This is a genomic window from Alkalicoccus halolimnae (assembly GCF_008014775.2).
Taxonomy (GTDB): Bacteria; Bacillota; Bacilli; order Bacillales; family Salisediminibacteriaceae; genus Alkalicoccus; species Alkalicoccus halolimnae.
The window spans coordinates 3,311,766-3,330,647 of the sequence record NZ_CP144914.1; the positions used below are offsets into that span (position 1 = coordinate 3,311,766).

General features: G+C 40.1%; 16 protein-coding genes. 2 read left to right on the plus strand and 14 right to left on the minus strand.

The window, feature by feature from the left end:
• Window positions 1-9: 9 nt before the first annotated feature.
• From FTX54_RS15140 to FTX54_RS15165, 6 genes are all read right to left on the minus strand, one after another.
• A complete protein-coding gene (locus tag FTX54_RS15140; RefSeq protein ID WP_147803628.1) occupies window positions 10-1,323 on the minus strand; it encodes an exo-beta-N-acetylmuramidase NamZ family protein in 1,314 nt (437 codons plus the stop codon).
• Window positions 1,324-2,144: 821 nt separating this feature from the next.
• Window positions 2,145-2,924: a hypothetical protein gene (locus FTX54_RS15145; RefSeq protein WP_147803627.1), complete on the minus strand. Its 780-nt coding sequence runs from the start codon at window positions 2,922-2,924 to the stop codon at window positions 2,145-2,147.
• Window positions 2,925-3,275: 351 nt separating this feature from the next.
• Complete coding sequence (locus FTX54_RS15150) at window positions 3,276-4,742, minus strand: lipopolysaccharide biosynthesis protein (RefSeq protein WP_147803626.1); 1,467 nt, start codon at window positions 4,740-4,742, stop codon at window positions 3,276-3,278.
• A gap of 27 nt (window positions 4,743-4,769) precedes the next feature.
• Entirely contained in the window at window positions 4,770-5,477 is a 708-nt protein-coding gene (locus FTX54_RS15155; protein ID WP_147803625.1) for a hypothetical protein, read from the minus strand.
• Window positions 5,478-5,491: 14 nt separating this feature from the next.
• Window positions 5,492-6,934 (minus strand): O-antigen polymerase, encoded by a 1,443-nt coding sequence (locus tag FTX54_RS15160; RefSeq protein ID WP_147803624.1) that lies wholly within the window; start codon window positions 6,932-6,934, stop codon window positions 5,492-5,494.
• 41 nt (window positions 6,935-6,975) lie between these two features.
• Window positions 6,976-8,124, minus strand: a complete 1,149-nt coding sequence (locus FTX54_RS15165) for a glycosyltransferase (protein WP_147803623.1) — start codon at window positions 8,122-8,124, stop codon at window positions 6,976-6,978.
• Window positions 8,125-8,512: 388 nt separating this feature from the next.
• Here FTX54_RS15165 and FTX54_RS15170 point away from each other — a divergent pair, with 388 nt between their 5' ends.
• Window positions 8,513-8,932 (plus strand): transposase family protein, encoded by a 420-nt coding sequence (locus FTX54_RS15170; RefSeq protein WP_147803622.1) that lies wholly within the window; start codon window positions 8,513-8,515, stop codon window positions 8,930-8,932.
• Between the two features lie 3 nt (window positions 8,933-8,935).
• Window positions 8,936-9,988: a transposase gene (locus tag FTX54_RS15175; protein ID WP_338485042.1), complete on the plus strand. Its 1,053-nt coding sequence runs from the start codon at window positions 8,936-8,938 to the stop codon at window positions 9,986-9,988.
• A 699-nt stretch (window positions 9,989-10,687) separates the two neighbouring features.
• Here FTX54_RS15175 and FTX54_RS15180 read toward each other — a convergent pair.
• From FTX54_RS15180 to FTX54_RS15215, 8 genes are read right to left on the minus strand one after another with little or no spacing between them, the layout of a single operon-like run.
• Window positions 10,688-11,956, minus strand: coding sequence for a lipopolysaccharide biosynthesis protein (locus FTX54_RS15180; protein WP_147802814.1), 1,269 nt, complete (start codon window positions 11,954-11,956; stop codon window positions 10,688-10,690).
• A gap of 4 nt (window positions 11,957-11,960) precedes the next feature.
• Window positions 11,961-12,656, minus strand: a complete 696-nt coding sequence (locus tag FTX54_RS15185) for a cytidylyltransferase domain-containing protein (RefSeq protein ID WP_147802813.1) — start codon at window positions 12,654-12,656, stop codon at window positions 11,961-11,963.
• Window positions 12,653-13,702, minus strand: coding sequence for a nucleotidyltransferase family protein (locus FTX54_RS15190; protein WP_147802812.1), 1,050 nt, complete (start codon window positions 13,700-13,702; stop codon window positions 12,653-12,655). The genes FTX54_RS15185 and FTX54_RS15190 overlap by 4 nt, the downstream gene beginning before the upstream one ends.
• Window positions 13,699-14,328, minus strand: coding sequence for an acetyltransferase (locus FTX54_RS15195; protein WP_147802811.1), 630 nt, complete (start codon window positions 14,326-14,328; stop codon window positions 13,699-13,701). The genes FTX54_RS15190 and FTX54_RS15195 overlap by 4 nt, the downstream gene beginning before the upstream one ends.
• A complete protein-coding gene (neuB, locus tag FTX54_RS15200) occupies window positions 14,325-15,401 on the minus strand; it encodes an N-acetylneuraminate synthase (RefSeq protein ID WP_147802810.1) in 1,077 nt (358 codons plus the stop codon). Before neuB ends, FTX54_RS15195 begins: the two co-directional genes overlap by 4 nt.
• Window positions 15,401-16,558: a UDP-N-acetylglucosamine 2-epimerase gene (gene neuC, locus FTX54_RS15205; protein WP_147802809.1), complete on the minus strand. Its 1,158-nt coding sequence runs from the start codon at window positions 16,556-16,558 to the stop codon at window positions 15,401-15,403. Before neuC ends, neuB begins: the two co-directional genes overlap by 1 nt.
• The gene (locus tag FTX54_RS15210; protein ID WP_147802808.1) at window positions 16,559-17,728 is read right to left on the minus strand and encodes a LegC family aminotransferase; all 1,170 of its coding nucleotides are present in this window, start codon (window positions 17,726-17,728) and stop codon (window positions 16,559-16,561) included.
• Window positions 17,725-18,732: an NAD-dependent 4,6-dehydratase LegB gene (locus FTX54_RS15215; RefSeq protein ID WP_147802807.1), complete on the minus strand. Its 1,008-nt coding sequence runs from the start codon at window positions 18,730-18,732 to the stop codon at window positions 17,725-17,727. The genes FTX54_RS15210 and FTX54_RS15215 overlap by 4 nt, the downstream gene beginning before the upstream one ends.
• Between the last annotated feature and the right edge of the window lie 150 nt (window positions 18,733-18,882).

The following is an 18,882-nucleotide window of genomic DNA, read 5'->3' on the forward strand; positions in this document are numbered from 1 at the left end:
CCCTGCTTATTATTTATTGTTTCCAGGCGGGTTACTGCCGCGTCCCGGATGATCCGGGCTTCCCGGCGAACGCCCTGGTGCATCATTGGATTCATACAGCAGGTAGTCTGACCGTACGTCCATGAACTCTTCCAGCTCACCCTCCCACTTGGCGATGATGTCGTCCGCCGGCACGCCGTTCAGAAGGTCCTCCCGCACGTAGCTGTTGCCGATCAGGTTATCGAAGAAGTTGTTACCGAGGAATTCAAACTCATCCGGGTACAGCTCGAGCATTTTCTGCACAATATGAAGTCCGGTTTCCACCGGCTTGAACGCGTCGCGGTCGTCAATATGAATCTGCACGCCGTTGGAGAGCGTTCCCTGATGCTTCGAGATCACCGGTGTAAACGAGGCGGCACGGAACGTCACACCAGGCAGTTCCAGAGCATTCAGCTCAGCCGCAAGTTCTGTCGAATTGACGAACGGAGCTCCGAGCAGCTCAAATGGCTTTGTCGTCCCGCGCCCTTCCGATGCGTTCGTCCCTTCAATCAGCGCAGCACCCGGGTAGACGAGAGCCGTATCAAGTGTCGGCATATTCGGGGACTGCAGCACCCAGTGAAGCGGCGTATCATCGTAGTACATCCAGCGCTCCCAGCCTTCCATTTCTACGACAGAAAGGTCGGCGTCAATATCAAATTCCTCATTAAAGAAGTGGGCGAGCTCCCCGCTCGTCATGCCGTGGCGGAGCGGAATCGGATAGAGACCGACGAACGATTCAAAATCCGGATCGAGTACCGGGCCTTCCACCGCTTCCCCGTTGATCGGATTCGGACGGTCGAGCACGACAACTGGAATGTCATTTTCTTCAGCCGCCTCCATCAGGTAGGCCATCGTATAAATGTAAGTATAGAAACGCGTGCCGACGTCCTGAATATCATAAAGCAGCACGTCGACATCTTCGAGCATTTCCTCTGTCGGCTTCCGCGTTTCCCCGTAAAGGCTGTAAACCGGCAGATTCGTCTGTTCATCAATATACGACTCCACGTAATCACCAGCCTGCGCGTCACCGCGGATACCGTGCTCCGGGCCGTACAGCGCCGTCAGTTCCACGTCCGGATGTTCATCGAGTACGTCGACGATGTTATTTAATTCCTGATCGACACCGGTCGGATTCGTGACAAGCCCGACGTTTTTCCCTTCAACAAGCTCCAACTCCTCTTCCATCAATACATCCACACCGAGCTTAAATTCGTCTTCGCCGCTTTTTCCCGGACTCGCCCCTGCCGTCGTCACGACCGACGCTACGAGTGCTGCAGAAATCAGAATGGAGACCTTCTTCTTCATAAAAACCCCTCCTCATAAAATATAAAGCGCTTACAAAAAACACGACTGTTAACTTTTTGGATGAACTACTGGACTGAAATAAAATTTCAGTAATATTTACAATTTTCAATTTATCATTTTAGTTTTGAAGCGTCTATCCCTTTTCAAACAGTTCATAGGATTAGACTATGGAAAATTTTTCATTTTAGTTCTTTGTGATCATATACTTTATTTTAGTCTAGTTCCTTCGCACGCCGCATACGGCTTTCTAACATTGGCAGGCTTTCTCTAACCTGAGCTCGACGGACTCACACTTAAAAAGCCTTGAAACCGTTGATCCATCAACGTTTCAAGGCATACGAAAGAAAATAGGCATGTCGCGAGGAGTCTGCCTGAAGATCAGGAAGCTGCAAACGCCCCGCACAGGCAGCCCCGATTTGAAGTATTGGTTCTAAAGTAGACAAAAAGAAGCTGGATGATGCTCCGCAGCGCATCATCCGGCTTCTTTTCCGTACATTTCCCGTCACATCGCAGCATCCGGGGGCGTTTCAGCCGGCTGCTAGGTTCCTCCTCTCCGCATTTACGCCGCTTCGGCTCGTAATTCTGCCACACTGCTCCAGTTAGTATAAATAGCGGACATCTCAACGTGATAGAACATACCTAACAAAAAGTGGACAAGAAGAGAAACGATATGGTTTTTGTTTCTTGAAGAGCACACGGAGGAACACCGTGCAGCGAAGATGTACCAGTTTCTTGGGGTCTCCAATAGCGAGTATTATGAATATACTAAACGTAAGAAAGGTGCTAGAGTTCTGTTCTCTTTTTTGACAGAAGCATGAAAATCACCATTTTTCAATCTCCTCCTCATCTTTTTTGCTGCTAATAGATGTTAATACGCCATCATCAAAATAGAGATAGTTCCCCACTCCATATACCCATTGTTCACGTGTACCGTATGTAGTTTCAGTGATATTCCTGCTTTGAGGCGTTCCCCAACTTGAATTTAATACTTGCTCTGTGGACATGCCTATAGATGGGACTGGTTTGTATTCTGGTTTTTCTACCTCTTCATTCTTTTCATTTTTATTTTTTTCATATTCTTTTTTGTGATCATTGCCTTCCATCATAGATTCAAGATTATTGATCGTCTCCTCTTCAATCTCTTCATTTAAGATGGGGTCATCTTTGTCACCAAATAATTCTTTTAGCTCCGGCAATTTTTCCCTGTAATCATCAGGTAGATCTAAAAACCTTACTCGAAGCCGTCCTGCCAAATTACTTTTATAAAAATCCACTGAATCTTCAAAAGCTTTCTCAGTTAATTCAATGACCGGCTTAATAAATTCTTCTTCCTTAATGGGCTTCTCAATTAAGTTATTAAAGAAGGAAAAATATTGTTTTTGTTCTACTAATCGAGTTAATTCTTCTAAGTATTCTTCCTCAGTAGGCTCTTCAATATCCTCATCCTCTTCCATAATATTTGATGTTTTTGATTCTCCACTGTCCACTTCGCTGCTTTTCTCCTTACTTGAATCGTTCGCCTCTACACTTTCTTCCATTTCAGCTGAACAGCCAGTAATCATGATAACAGTAACAACAGATAACATGAACTTCTTTTTCACACTTTACCCTCCTTATGATCTACAACTATATTATCATATTAGATAGTAGATAGATGTAATTTTTTCTATATTTTTGAAATTTACGTTTTACAATCTCATAAGCTGGGAAATTAAAAAAATTAGAAATCGTTAATCTGACAGCAGCAAATAATCATACACTTTCAAATCTACTACAGGATCCGTAAGGAAAGCTTGGATGAGCCTTCAAAAATAAGACAGTACGAGCCGCCCGGACCAGTACGCTGGTTCAGGCGGCTCTCTTTTTTGTCCGGAGGATGCTCCGGATTTTGTCCTGCCTATGCTCTCCTTTTTGTCTTTCGTGGTTCTCGGCAATGGCTGGACTCAAGACCTTTAACTCAATTTCACGAGCTGCAATATTTTCCGCTGTTCTATCCCTATAAAGAACTTGGAAAACAGGAAAAGTAACAGCAATATCGCTCCTCCCCATAAAACGCCGGAAATAACTAATTCCAGGTATTCGTGGATGTCCGTCAGTAAATAGAGCCTCTCAATGAGAAATAGCAGCAGGTACGTCACGACAGAAAGTATAATCCCGCTTCCGTGCGCCTTCAATATGGAAGGGATGCTGCAGTTGATCAGGCTCGCCACTAAGTACATCATCACCGCGTAATTGATCACGATAGCGACCGAGACGCCGACAGCGACTCCCGTCAGGCCGTAAAAGTGACCTGCCCATGCGCCTAGGAGGACGAGGCCCCCATAAACGGCTTTGATGATGGCCCTTTTGTATACGGCTCCCTTCGCTTTCACTAAAGCGTCGCTGATTTTGTAGGCACTTCTAAAAAGGAGTACAAACGCAAGGACTTTAAAAGGTTCCGTTAGTCCGAGCCAGTTTTCGCCGAATAATAAGAGAATGACTTTTTCGGCGTTCATAATTAAAAAGATACTGCTCGGCAGGATGAAGATCGTCGTAATCCGCATCCCTTCCCTGTACACCTGCGCCAGCTTGGCATGATTGTCCTGAATTTTGGACATCGCGGGAAATAACACCTTTTCCAGCACCTGCCCGATCAGGTTCGCCGGCATGACCATCAGCTGATAGGCGCGGCTGTAAAACCCGAGGGCTTCCGCCCCTAAAAATCTGCCCACTACCAGGTTGTCCCCCTGCATCGACAGCTCCGCGCTTATTTTCGCCAGCGAGTAGCCGAGGCTGAAATGAAACAAATTTTTCAGCGACGTAAAATCAAACAAAAACCGGAACTGGTAAGGCTGTAAAACAAGAGAAAGAATGCTTTTAACGAAAATCTGCGAAAAGTAGGCAAAAGTAAGCGCCCAGACGCCGGCCCCCATGACAGCCAGAACGACGCCGATTATTCCGTAGGATAAGTAAGATAGGATTTGAATTCTGACTATTAGATTAAACTTCAGCTCTCTTTGGATCAGCGATTCCGCTACGACCCCGACGCTGTTAAATAACAGGGAAAAAGCGAGAACCTGCAGCACGGGGATCAATTCATTCATATCAAAAAATGCCGCGGTGTAAGGAGCGGTAAAATAAACGCCGGCGCCGAAAAGAAGAGAGAGCACGAGGGATACCGTGTAGCTCGTCCCTATTTCCTTATCCGAGATTTCCTTTTTTTGCACCAGGGCGGGACCGAAGCCCAGGCTCGATAAAATCAATACGAACGTTATAATGACCAGCGCGGCACTGATGACCCCGAAGCTTTCCGGATCCAGCAGTCTGGCGAGCACAATCAGCACGACAAACTGCAGGATACTCTGGATACCACTTCCGGACATCATCCAAATTAAACCATTCATCGTCTGTTTTCTCAGGCTTCCTCGATTATTAATCAACTCACACCTTCTTCGTGATTTAGTATATTAAATATTCAATTCTTTGATTAAGCGTTCCCTTACGAGAGAAGGGTCATTTTCCGTGTTTATTTTTATGACTGACACCCTGCCGACAACGGCCTCCCAAATTTTGCTGAAATTGGTGCTCTGCACTTGTAATATCGACGAAATCTGGCTGCTCTCAAACGAATCGAGCCGGCTCGTCCCGTGTTTTCTGGCGATGATTCTTTTCGTTGCTTCCTCCACGGGAAGATGAGTCGATATAAGGTACTTCACGTTTAATTCTTCAATGATTTTTGCAGCGACACTTTCCAGTAATTTCGGATCCTCTATTTCTTTATTATAAAAGATGGACGAGAGGCTTTGGAAAAAAGCCTGATCAAATATCATGTAGTCGGCCTCTGAATCCGCAAGGTACTTTTTTACCTTCAAATAAGAGTGGATAAAACTAGGGATGATCTTCAGGTTATACAACGATTTATGCCCGTGAAAAAGAGCCAGACCTGTAAGCTTTGCCGCAAATAGGAAATTGCTTCGTTTCAGCAGCCCGAACATGATCCGCAGGCTGCTTCCGAAATGGTCATTTTCCAGTGAGAAATCAAATTCCTCACGGGTCTCCACCTTATAGCCTCTTTTTCTCAGTTCCTTGATCAATTCCTTTGCCACAGTCGTTTTTCCTGAGCCCGGAATACCTGTAAATTCTATAAATGTTGGAAGAGGAGTGGTATGCTTCATTTTTATCTCCAATCTTAAACTTTTTCAGTTTCCTGTTTCATAAAGTTTTTCCTGATCACGTATTCCATGAGGAAGATCACCGCGATTCCGAGCAGAATCTGCCCGACTAAAGGAGACAATAAAGTAGCCAGTCCCCCTCTGATAGAGTAGATAAACAGAGGGATCGTTAAAATATAAAAGGAGAGGTAATACAAGCCCTGGTTACTCTTTACGTAGAGATGTTTGACAAGCGCTCCGACGATGAAAAAGATGATGACAACGCCTGCATAGCCGAAATTGATGTATCCTTCTCCTACTAACGTGAACCCCAGGCCGCCCCCGGAACGGTCCGGCAGCAGCACGTCATTAAACCAGTCCTGGGGCCGGAAAGCGAGTATGCTTAAAAAATCCGGCATAAATGGAATTTGAAAAGCACGGATAAAAGCCGAAAAAATCGTATAGCCGGAAAAGATCCCCTCAGTCTCCGAACCAGCTAAAATGATCTGCAGATTTCGTGAAGCAGCGATAAATTCCGTATTAAAGACGTCGACAACGAGGTTGCCTGTCGATTCCTTCACTTCCCCGGTTACACCGAAATATTTAAACGTATTAAACAGCGTCGGTAAGTATAGTAACAGGGGAGCAGCCAGGTACAAATACTTATTGTTATGATCTTTGTGCAGTAAAATGTAGTAGAGATAAAACATACTTAAAACAAAAGTTAAAATAATGTTCCTTTCCCCGCTGACTAAAAACGTAGCAAGAGCAAGAAAAAAGGTCGTCGTAAGAATGACGTAGTTAAACCTTCCTTTATTGAAAATATGATAAGCCGTGAGGACCGTAAATAAAATTAACAGAACGGTAATGACCCGTGTCCCTATTACCGCTACCAAGGCTCCCGACTCGTATAATTCATCTTTTCTTTCGAAATCAAGGAGGCTGATACCAACGACGACCATCAAGGAAAGGACCGCAAAGACGACGAACATATTTTTACTGAGCCCCATCGAATACTGCCGGTGATTTATCTGTTTAAACGACTCCCGCTCCATTCTTACCGGGGTAACGATAAGCAGGAAAGAACTTAGCGCCAGCCACTGCGTAACCATTAAACTATTCCCGTAGGAACTTATTTGAATGGGAGGATGACCGATTAAAATCATATAAGGATAAGAGATCGCGTACAGTAGGAAAAATAACGAAAACCACGTATACGGATGAACCGGATCTGCCCTTACAAGTACTACGGCCGCTATACTTAATATTGATAAAGCAGCTATATCGATCACGATGCTCGAAGTCAGCAGAATTAACGCCCCCGTGCAGACGATAAAAATGATCAAAATTAAATAGTTATTAAAGGTGCTGGCACTCATCGTTTTTGTCATATTCAACACACTTTCCTTTAAAATAACTTCCTGCCCGCCAGGACTTCTCATAAAGCGGGTCCGCTGCCCCCGGAGTTCATTGTTATTCATCTGTTCTTTTTCAATACAGGAAAGCCTCCGGCCGGCACCTGCTAAATACGGCTGAAGTAATTATTCACGTTCTCCTTAAATACTTCGTCTGAAAACCGCAGCCGCACTGCCTTACGGCTCTGATTTGCCATCGTTGCCCTGCCCTTTTCATCTTCCAGCAGCCTCGTTATTCCTTCTACTAAGCTGTCCTGTGTTCTCTCCACGATGATGCCTAAAGACTCTTTCGTAATAATTTCCTGCGTCCCTCCGGCATCGGTCGCTATTACAGGAAGGTCATGGGCCATCGCTTCAATCACCACTCTCGGAAGTCCTTCGTCTCTTGACGGTAAAACGAAGATATCCATCGCGCTGTAAGCTTCACTGACGTTTTTACGAAAGGGAAGATGGGTAAAATTCACTTTCCCTTCCGTTATTTTAGAGAGCTGATCCTCCCAGTACGCTTCGTACCCGTCACTCGCGTCCCCGACAATAAGCAGTTCGATATTCTCATACCTGGGATAAAGCTCGATGAACGAATCGACGAGCAGATCGATGCCTTTTCTCTCACTGATACCGCCTAAAAAGCCAACGACGACTTTTTCCGGCGAAACGCCGACACTTTCTTTGGCAAAACTTTTATCGAGCGCTTTCAATTTCTCAAATTCAAACCCGGTATAGATGTTCGATATTTTATGCCTGTATTTTTCGATTTTCGCATCAGGAATCTTTTTCAGCACCCCTTCCGCTATCGTAATAATATGACTCGAATATTTCAGGACAGCTTCATTAAACCTGCCGCCTAACATTTCCGAACGTATATAGATGACGTTTTTTCGGCGCAGCACTTTGGCGGCAATGACGGAATAAAGAAACGCCCTCTCGTCATTCACATAAATCACGTCGATCTTATATCGAAGAATGTAGATCATTACTTTCAGGTTATAGAGAAAAATCTGCAGCACGGCGATGACCTTGCTGAAAAGAGAATACTGAAGAGCGGCACCTCCAAAAACATTCGCTTTTTTCCCCAGTTTCACAACATCGACAGACACGTGCTCTTCTTCAAATCCCTTTTTCAATCTTCCTGTTCCTGTCGTCATCACCCTGCATTCAAACTTATTCGGATCCAGACTCTGAATAAGCTTCAGCATGCTTTTCTGCGCCCCGTAAAAAGAATCAAAACGAGCCTCTAAAAACATGATTTTTTTCATATACTCCCCCCTCCTGTCTGATGAAATATCGCTTTCGATTGGTTTTATTTAAGAGGCTCTCATTCAGTTCATCACTTCATTCACTTTATATTCTTAATAACGAACAAATTTTAGAAAAAAGAAACCTCTGTCCCCAACAGAGGCTTTCCCTCTTGAAACTTGCTACTTTTTGTTCATTATATGATCCTTAATATTATATTAATTCATAATAACGAACAAGTCAAGCTGAAATTAAGGGATATTTTACATATAAAGAAACAAATTGTTAAACAGAAAATAAATAGCCGGAGAACAATTGTAACTGCTAAATTAAAGTGGCTCTTACGAACTTTTGGGGAGACTGTTCATCGATACTATCGGGAAATAGAAATAAAAAGGAGTGTTTTCCATGGATACGCTGCCTGCTTTCTATGAACCAATCGATGGTATGCATATTGCTGCCTGGCAGGAAAGTCCAGAAGGGATAGAAGTCATTGCCTTTTCCTCGCGTAAGTCTGCCGTTTGTCCACAATGTCATCGCAGAAGCCACAACAAACACAGTCGCTATGTGCGTATGTTACGAGACCTGCCGGTCTCTGGAAAACCAGTGATCCTCGTGCTTCAAGCGAATAAATGGTTTTGTCTGCACCCTTTTTCCTCGGTACGTGTATTTACAGAACGCTTTGAAGGCATTTCTTCCTCGAAACGCAACACGGATCGGCTCCAGCTTTTGCTACAAGAACTGGCTTTTTCTATGAGTGCGAAAGCGGCAGAACGATGCAGTAAAGCATCGGTGTGCCTACAAGCCACGATACCTTTCTCTATTTGATTCGTGCTACTCCGGAAGTCCCGATCGAAGAATGTCCCTTTCGTTGCTATTGATGATTTTGCGCTGCGAAAAAGATTTCGTTACGGTACCCTGGTGGTAGATTTACGTACACATCATCCGATTGACTTATTTGCTGGGCGCACGGAGGAAGAAACAAAAGCTTGGCTGATCAAGCATCCAACGATTCAGACAGTGAGCAGGGATGGCTCCAGAGCGTATGCCCGTGCCATTCGGGAAACCTCTGCACAGATTATCCAAGTAACAGACCGCAGGCATATCCTCAAAGGACTATCTGAAGCAGTGAAGGAAGAAATTTATCTCCACTTCCCGACAAAACCAGTGGGACCACCGATCACTATCCGAACTCCGCATCCTTCCTCGAAGAGGAAAAGCGAACGCGTGCGAGAAGAAAACGAAGCAAAGCGTTGGAAAGTGATCCAGCAGGTGCAAGAACGACAGCAGCTCGGAGAGTCCATCATGGGATTAAGCCGAGCTTTTCAACTTTCCCGCGGGACGATTTATCATTATTTAACGATCCAACATCCACCAAGTCATCAACGAGGTTCTCCTTATGATTCATATCGACCGCAGATTCATGACCTGATTCAGCAAGGGAAGAAAGCAGACGACATCGAAAAGATATGTAGACAATTTGGTTATACAGGATCCCGTTCCACCCTGAATACGATGATCGCAAAAGAAAGGCAGCACTTCTCTCCTCCAAAACCTTTTATTAAACCAAGGAAAGTATTTAAGCAGCTGTGGAACGTGTCTCATCCCACCGAACCGATGGGAGAAATCGAAGAAGCATGGAAAACCCAGTGGCCTCCCATTCAGGATTTATGCACCTTTTTGATCGGATTTCGACAAATGTTTATCCAGACAGATGCCTCTCTATTTAATTCTTACCTTCAGTGCGAAGCATATACCGCTTTTCCTGCCGTACAGCGTTTTATCCGCGGGCTGGAGAAATGGAGAAAGATAAACAAGGGATTCATAACGCGGTCCTGCTCCCTTGGAGCAACGGGGTGGCAGAAGGACATGTCCATCGCCTGAAAGTGCAGAAAGCGATGATGTATGGTCGGGGATCTTTTGATTTGTTGCGAAAACGTATCTTATACCGATCTTCTTTCTCCTAATCAGTATTGTGAAAAAAGAACGAAAACTGGATAAAAAGAGGTCTGTAATGATTCCCCAAAAGTTCGTAAGAGCCACTTTAATTTAGCAGTTACAACCGTTCTTCTTTCTCCTAAAAAGAAAGGAAATTATTATTGCAAAAAAAGATAAAATCGATGCCGAACATGACATTTTTAGTTTGCCACAAACAGCTCTTCCTTCGACGACTGTTTCCTTTCTCTTAAAAGGGGAAGGGCTTCCGTCCCCGCATTATATGCTCTATTACCCGCAAATAGTAGCTCAAAAGTCCCCACAAGTGTCTTTATCTGTCCGCAACATTCATTCCTTATGGCAATACTCACTAATAAAGGAGAAATACGGATAATTCCACAAGCCTCAACATCAAGGAGACCGCATTGAGGATGACAAATGCTATGAGACTATAATTAACATAATTAATACGAAGTACACAATCGATTTCCATTTCCGTAATAAAAACTTCTCATAATCTATACTACATCTAGTTCCCACTTGTAACCAACCAATGAAAGTAGTTTAGCAGTTACAAAAGACTACAGTAATCAAGCGAATGTTGGAAAAGAATAAACTTTCCTTGCTTCTCTATCAAGCTTAATTCTTTTATTCGGCTGTTTGTGTAGAAGATATTCTACTGGCTCTATAAATTAGCGCTAATCTAATAAATTCACCTACAATCGTTGAAGTCACTGCTCCGTAAACTCCAATGTAAGGTATAGCAATTAAATTAATAGATATGTTAACCACCGCTGCTATTGTACTACTTGTGGCAATTGCATTTGTTTTTTTAGTATAAAACAATTTCGCCACTGGAATAAAATACATACCTTTTAATATTTGACCCACAATTAATACAGGGATAAGTGCCAGTGCACTGTAAAATTCAGGTGATGTTATAATCCAAACTCCTAGGGTAGCAATTGGAATAGATATTATCCCAAAACCAATTACTATATATAGAAAATACTTCAATAATTTATCCGCACTTTCATTTTTTCCTTGTTTTCTCAATTTTGTATATCTAGGTACTACAGCATTATTTATACTTGTATAAAACAAAGTCAAAACCATTGATACTTGAGCTGCTAATGCATAAAAGCCTAATTCATTCAAATCAACAAATTTTTCCAATATCACTCTATCAGATGATTTTATAATCCATCCACTTGCTACATGGGGGAGTAATGGCATGCTAAAAATAAGGCTAGTTTTTATTGCAGTAGGACTAAATGAAAGTTTGTAGTCTTTCCTTTGGATTATAAAAGCTACTATAAGAAACAAAACTGTTATAGTAAACTGAGAAAATAAAGCACTTTCTGCTCCTAGACCTCTCCAAATAATTAGATAAGAAGTAAAAATCATAATAATAAGTGCTTTTATTATATTGAAACTTACAAAAATACCTACTTTTTCTTGAGCTCTAAATAAAGCCATTGGTAAAGCTAATAAAGATGTAGCCCAAGAAAGCCCAATTAAATAAAACATATATGGATTTATCTGTATATTACTAAATATAAGTGACCCAATCTGATCACTAAAGATGAAAAGTACTATTGAGCCGAAAGACGAAAAAATAAAAACAAATAAATAGATAGACCCGATATACTCTTTCTGTTTTTCTTTATCTTCCAAAAAATCAAAGAAAAATCTCGTTATAGCTCCGTGGAGGGCTAATAGTAAAAATAACTGTAGCATCCCCACCATAGTTTGAACGGTGGTCATCGTTCCATATTCTGAAGGTGAAAGATAATTTGTGTATACTGGTAAAAGAATTAGACTGATCAGCGGCGTCATCATAGAACCTAAAGTATAGAGGACAGAATGCTTGAAAAATTTGCTTCTTCTAATATTTAGAAAATGATTTAATTTCATAGCTCTATTTCTTCTGTGTTGTCTTTTCAAGAATGTTTTCACAAATTTCAAAGTCGACTAGATCGTCTATATCAAAAGACCGTTTTTTGGGCATAACATATCCCTTGGTATTCTTTGTAAAAAAACTTCTATAATTATTTAGTTCTTTTAAGCTAATTAGATATAACGCACCGTTTAATGCATAAGTTTCTTTGCTTTCTTGCCGCCTAACAATAACTTCCTCTTGTATAATCGATTCTAGATTGTTTTCATTTGTTAGTTGAAACATCCAAGACGGAGTTTTATCAGATAGGCAGACAGATACTACAGAGTCATATTTTTTTTGATGCATCCACTCTATAATACCATCCACATCCTCAACTGTTCTTAAAGGAGAGGTTGGTTGCAACATCATAACGTAATCAAATCCAGGTAATTCATCGACCGCATGAAGAACAGGTTCTATTCCTGGTGTCGTGTCTTTAGATAGGTAATCTGGGCGAAAAAAAGGAACTTCTCCACCAAATTTCTCAGAAATTAACGCAATTTCTTCGTCTTCTGTTGATACAACTAAACGGTCAATATATTTTGATTTATTTGCCTCTTCAATAGTCCATGCAATCAGCGGCTTACCTGCAATTGGTTTGATATTTTTTCGTGGAATACCTTTTGATTTACCCCGAGCCGGTATAATAGCTAGTATTTTTTTAGTACCTATCATTCAAACACCTCATAAAATTCTACATTAGCTTTTTCATAATCCTTTAACTGACCAATATCCAGCCAATATTCGTGAATTGGAAAAACACAAGTTTCCTTTTGTTTTTCATTTAATTTTTCAAACAAGGTTGGCATATCGTAAAATTCATTGTCTGGAATATACTGTATTGCCTTGGGACTCAAGACATAAACTCCTGCATTTACTAAATATCTGAAAGTAGGTTTTTCTTCTACTCCTAAAAACTTATGGTTTTTAGATTGAATAACACCATAAGGAATTGTTTCATGATATTCTCGCACACACATTGTTGCGGTAGCTTCGTGCTCTTCATGAAAGTCAATTAACTTACTGAAATTTGCTTTTGTTAAAAGATCTCCATTCATAATAATCATAGACTCACTGTGTATTTTAGGTATCAAGGATAAACCTCCAGCAGTTCCAAGCCTTTTTGACTCTTCAATATACTGAATATTACATCCCCACTCCCTACCATCTCCAAAGTAATTTTTTATTTGTTCCGCGTGATAATTTACCGATATATAGAAATTAGTGAAATTATGAGATATAAAGTTTTCAATAATGATTTCCAGAATTGGCTTGTCGCCAACTTTTAGTAAAGGCTTTGGTGTATTTTCTGTAAGTGGCATTAACCTAGTCCCTAGTCCACCAGCCATAAGGACTACAGAATTACTCCGCTCTACCACAGGATGTATGTCTTCTATTGTCTTCACATCAATTAATGCATTATTTTCATTTATTATAGGAAGGATTTTCAAGCCTTCATTAACGAGCATTTTATATATTTGACTTTCCTTCGTATTTTTAGTGATAGTCTTAGGAGATTTATTCATTACTTCTCTTATTGAAGAATCCATTGCTATTTTGCTTAGTAGTCCTCTTCTTATGTCCCCATCGGTTACTGTCCCCAATAACTTATTTTCATCATCTACTACCAATGCAATCTGTGCAGCGCTTCGATCGATTATATTCATTACATCATATATTGATTGATCTGGTTTTGCTAAAACTTGCTCCCACTTTTTCATTTTTTGACCTCCTTGGCTGGCACCCCTATCATTTTTTTATTCTTTGAGACATTTTTAATAACTACGGCTCCAGCACCTACGACTACATTATCTTCTATCTGTATATCTTGTATAACTGAAGCTCCTGTACCGATGTGTGTGCACTCTCCAACTTTCACACCACCTGATATTGTTACTCCTGGTGCAATATGACAATTGCTACTTATTAAAGAGTCGTGCTCCACCACAGCATTCGAATTGATTATTGAATTGTCGCCTATAACAGCAAAAGGCTGCACAATGGCACCAGCCATAAGCTGCACCCCTTCGCCGATAATGGCCCGATTTGAAACATAAGCTTTTGGGTGAATTAATGTAGCAAATAAATATCCTTGCGATTTAAAATTATTAAAGAGTTGTTTTCTCAATTCTAAATTCGACGTAGATCCCAGAGTATTAATTAACATGAATTCTGTTTTATCGTAATGGCCCAAAACCTCATCTTTTCCCAAATAAGGAATCGTGTAAGGACTTTTTTGCTCAGAAGGTGCTGCGTAACCTTTTATTTCATAATTACCTAATTCCAATACATCAATTAAAACTTTAGCATGACCACCTAAGCCTAAGAGTACAACTGGTTTCTTCATCTTATTAACTCATCTTTCCGATAATTTCTACTTGCTTTTTGACCAATTATATCCCAATAATCAAAAGGAGAAATTCCTTCTCCCGGTCGCCTAACATCTATATTAGAATCATCGAAGTTCTCACCCTTCTGTATTGCTTTAGATGTGATAATGCTTTTTCTTGCAACTTTACGATTTTCATATTCAGAAGAAGATACTATTTTCTCTTTTTTACCTAAACCTTTTTCTATTAATCTTATATTCGTAACCATTTCTTTTAGTTCACTAGGGTCTAACGATGCTTTATGATCAGGTCCAGTCATGTTTTTATCCAAAGTAAAGTGTTTTTCAATCACTGAAACATTTTTTCCAGCAGCAACAATTGGAAATATTATCCCTTCTGTATGATCTGAAAATCCCACAGGTAATAGTAATTTTTCTTTTAGGTAATCTATTGTATTTAAATTAACATTTGTAATTGCCGTAGGATACTCTGTTGTACAATGTAAAACTGTACAATATTCATTTAGTATAGCTTTAGCTTGCTTTGTATGGTAATAACTTTCTACTTTATCTCTACTCATATCTTTTTGTCCAGACAACCCATATGCAATGAAACTTAGAGCAATATGAATCTCTTCCATAGTAGCCATACCTGTAGAAAGGATAATATTTACCTTTTTTGAAGCTAGATATAATAAAAGAGGTGCATTCGTTAAATCTCCGGAGGATATCTTGAATGTTGATTGTTTAATCTCGTCTAATAAAAAATCAATGCTGTCATGGTCAAAAGCTGTAGACATGAATTCAATACCCTGTATTTGACAATATTTATTTAGCTCAATAAATTGGTCATAACTCAGTTCAAGACTTTTCAACATGTCATATTGACTTCTGAATTCCTTGCTGTTTATTCTTTGATAATTAGCCTGGTCAGCTTCTCTAGTCACCAATTTTTCAGTTTTGTAAGTTTGAAATTTCACTACATCAGCCCCAGCTTCACAGGCAGCATCGATTAATTGATACGCCAGCTCCATAGAACCATTGTGGTTGACGCCAGCTTCAGCTATAATAAGTGACTGTTTTTTCCTCATTAGGAGAGCCCTCCTTTATATTCATAAAAAGGTTGATTTATTATCAATGGGTTATCCTTTAATACTTCCCACATTTTCACAGCGCTTGTCCCGTCACCAAATATTTCTACGTTCGATTCTGCAAAGTCAAATAGAAGTGCATCAGATATGGCTCCTTTGATAGATTCGCTGTCGTCTTGAGAATCAATTACAGAAGGGGGACGCTGTCTTCCCTTCTGTCGTTCACCAATATTAACACTAGCTGTACTTAAATAAGGAGCCTCTAATAGTGCACTTGATGAGTTGCCGAGCACTACGTCAGCCTCTTTTAGTACAGACAAATATCTGAGTTGGCCTAACGAATCAAATAGATATCTATTGTCTGGTGATTCATTAACAAAATTGGATATTGCTTGATTAATTTTTCTGCCGTTTTCGTCGCTATTTGCTTTTGTGAATATGATAGTCGTATTTTCATAATCATCAAAGGCATTTAATAATTCGACAATAGAGGATGCAGGGTCTTTTTTCATCGTCTCAGGATGATACGCTACGACAAATACTTGATCACTCCAATTAATCCCTAATTCAACAGCCAAGTCCTCTTTATTTAATAAATCCATATTCTTTATATTGTCAATACCAGCGGCACCAACAACAAACACACTTTCCGGATTTTCACCCATTTGAATAATTCGTTCTTTATGAAGGTCACTAGAAGGGAAATGAATTGTTGCCATTTTAGTAATAGCATGTCTAATAGCATCATCATAAGCACCTAAAGTTGTTTCGCCCCCATGAATATGAGCAATGGGAATTTTTTGAACTAGCGCAACAGAAGCTATAGATAAAAGCTCATAACGATCTCCTAATAGTACAATGACGTCCGGTTGTAATCGATTGAGCACCTCAGAAAAACCAATTGTTCCTATTCCTATTGATTTAGAGATAGCTGTAGAAGTGTCACTTGATAGAAGCATTTCTACTTTTTCATTAATCACATACCCATCCTCTTCAATTACTTTATACGTTAAACCGTGTTCATAAGATAAATGTGATCCTGTCACCACCAGTTGAAATTCAAGATCGGGATCCCCATGAACTTTTTTAATTAAAGGGGATAGTAAACCGTATTCTGCTCTTGACCCAGTTACAATACAAATTTTCCTCTTCTCCATCTAACGAGCCCCCAAACTAGCGCTGCTTGGGATATTGATAATTCGCCTCTCTAAACTTTCTGCACAAGTGAGGTCCATTGCAGGACAACCTTTAAACATCGGCAGATGATTCATTAACGTCCAAACTGGTCTAGCCATAAAGTTACTGTCGTTACTTATTTGTAGAAGCTCATCACGAATAGCTTCATGATCCTCATCTAAAATCAAGGCGTTTAGCCAGTAATTTGAATAAGTGTTTTCTGTTTCTTCTTTGAATGATATCCCTTCAACTATTTTGAAAGCAGTTATATATTTTTGAGCTAACTTGCGTTTTCGCTCTAAAAAGTTTGGTACTTTCTCTAACTGAGCACAACCTAGTGCCGCATTTATATTTGGCATACGATAGTTGAAACCCACTTGATCATGGAAATATTCCCATTTATGCGGTACTTTAGCAGTAGTCGTAATGTGTTTTGCCCTATCAGCCAAATGATCATCATTCGTTAGAATTGCCCCGCCACCCCCTGTGGTCATAATCTTATTTCCATTAAAACTCATGGCCGAAAGTTTTCCAAATGAACCTGTATGTTGACCTTTATAATAAGATCCTAAGGATTCAGCTGCATCTTCTATGAGCTCAATATGGTACTGCTGGCAAACTTCAATTAAAGGATCCATGTCAACAGAGTGACCAAATGTATGCATTGGAATGATAGCTTTAATGCGTCTCCCTGTGTTCTTGTTAAAGCATTCATTATTTTTCACAATAGCTATTTCTGCTAAATAATTTTTTAATTTGAAAGGGTCGACTCCCAAAGTCTCTTCTTCACTATCTACAAAATGAGGGATAGCTTGACAATAACTAACAGCATTGGCAGTGGCAATAAATGTAAGACTAGGGATAAGTACTTCGTCGTCTTTCTTTATGCCAATCAGTGTAAGTGACACATGCAAAGCAGCAGTTCCATTAACCACTGCAACTGCTCTTTTTACTCCAGTGAATTCAGCAAGATCGTTTTCAAAACGATCAACGTACTTACCTACAGAAGATACGAATGTAGAATCAATTGTATCTTTTACATATTCCCATTCATTACCTTGAAAAGAAGGCTCATGTAGGGGAATGAAGTTACTATCTTCAGATATAACCTTACGGATTGCTGTAATAGTTTCTTGTACCAGTTTACTCATATGTTATACACATCGGCTTTGTATTGTTTAAGGTTTTCCGGGTCAGCAAACCACTCTGCTGTTTCTCGGATTCCTTTTTTGAATCCTTCTCTATTTCCGTAATTAGGCACCCAGTTCAGTATTTTTTTTGCTTTTTGGTTATCTGCCCATAAACGTTCTACTTCGCTTTTACTAGGTCTCAATCTTTCTTCATCTGTGATTATGTTGATTTCTTTATTCATTGCTTCCCCAATCAATTCTGCAGTTTCCTTAATAGAAATTTCGTAATTACTTCCAATATTAATTACTTCTCCAACAGACTTTTCAGATTCTCCAATTGCTATGAAGCCATCTACAGTATCTTTCACGTAATTAAAGTCTCTTGTCGGGTAAAGAGCTCCCAATTTAATATCTTTTTTATTACTTGCAAGCTGGCTAATAATTGTAGGAATGACTGCCCTTGCAGACTGTCTAGGCCCATATGTATTAAAAGGTCTGATAGTTGCAATGGGGGTATCGAATGACAAGTAATAAGACATCGCTATTTGATCAGCCCCAATTTTCGATGCTGAATAAGGCGACTGTCCTTGAAGTGGATGCCCTTCATCAATAGGAACATATTGAGCCGTACCATATACTTCGCTCGTTGATGTGTGAACAACTTTGGAAACTCCTAATTCTCTTGCAGCTTGAACAACGTTTAACGTTCCATTGATATTAGTATCTACATACGTCGCAGGTGAGTGATAGGAATAAGGAATAGCAATTAGAGCTGCCAGATGGTATACGGTATCGCAACCTTTCATAGCTTCTTTTACACCAAAAGGATCTCGAACATCACCAGAAAAAACTTCTATTTTGTCAATAATATCTTCAGGGGCATTATCTAACCAGCCCCAAGAGTTAAAGGAATTATAATAAACAAAAGCTTTTACATCATATCCTTGTCGAACCAATTCCTCAGTTAAATGAGAGCCTATAAAACCATCAGCTCCAGTTACTAAAATTTTCTTAATCATATTCATTCCAACCTCCATTTTTTTGTAATTACCTTATGCAACAGTATAATTTAATTAGTACCATTATAATTACTGGTATTTTTTGATTATTCAATACCATTCTTTAAACTATATAGTTAACTTTGAATATAAATCTAGTTTTTTTAGCAATGGTAT

Excerpts from the sequence above, each read along its gene's own strand:
- FTX54_RS15140 (WP_147803628.1), bottom strand. The coding sequence starts at position 1,323 with ATGAAGAAGAAGGTCTCCATTCTGATTTCTGCAGCACTCGTAGCGTCG.
- FTX54_RS15155 (WP_147803625.1), bottom strand. The coding sequence starts at position 5,477 with ATGAAGCATACCACTCCTCTTCCAACATTTATAGAATTTACAGGTATT.
- FTX54_RS15160 (WP_147803624.1), bottom strand. The coding sequence starts at position 6,934 with ATGAATAACAATGAACTCCGGGGGCAGCGGACCCGCTTTATGAGAAGT.
- FTX54_RS15165 (WP_147803623.1), bottom strand. The coding sequence starts at position 8,124 with ATGAAAAAAATCATGTTTTTAGAGGCTCGTTTTGATTCTTTTTACGGG.
- FTX54_RS15170 (WP_147803622.1), top strand. The coding sequence starts at position 8,513 with ATGGATACGCTGCCTGCTTTCTATGAACCAATCGATGGTATGCATATT.
- FTX54_RS15180 (WP_147802814.1), bottom strand. The coding sequence starts at position 11,956 with ATGAAATTAAATCATTTTCTAAATATTAGAAGAAGCAAATTTTTCAAG.
- FTX54_RS15185 (WP_147802813.1), bottom strand. The coding sequence starts at position 12,656 with ATGATAGGTACTAAAAAAATACTAGCTATTATACCGGCTCGGGGTAAA.
- FTX54_RS15190 (WP_147802812.1), bottom strand. The coding sequence starts at position 13,702 with ATGAAAAAGTGGGAGCAAGTTTTAGCAAAACCAGATCAATCAATATAT.
- FTX54_RS15195 (WP_147802811.1), bottom strand. The coding sequence starts at position 14,328 with ATGAAGAAACCAGTTGTACTCTTAGGCTTAGGTGGTCATGCTAAAGTT.
- neuB (WP_147802810.1), bottom strand. The coding sequence starts at position 15,401 with ATGAGGAAAAAACAGTCACTTATTATAGCTGAAGCTGGCGTCAACCAC.
- neuC (WP_147802809.1), bottom strand. The coding sequence starts at position 16,558 with ATGGAGAAGAGGAAAATTTGTATTGTAACTGGGTCAAGAGCAGAATAC.
- FTX54_RS15210 (WP_147802808.1), bottom strand. The coding sequence starts at position 17,728 with ATGAGTAAACTGGTACAAGAAACTATTACAGCAATCCGTAAGGTTATA.
- FTX54_RS15215 (WP_147802807.1), bottom strand. The coding sequence starts at position 18,732 with ATGAATATGATTAAGAAAATTTTAGTAACTGGAGCTGATGGTTTTATA.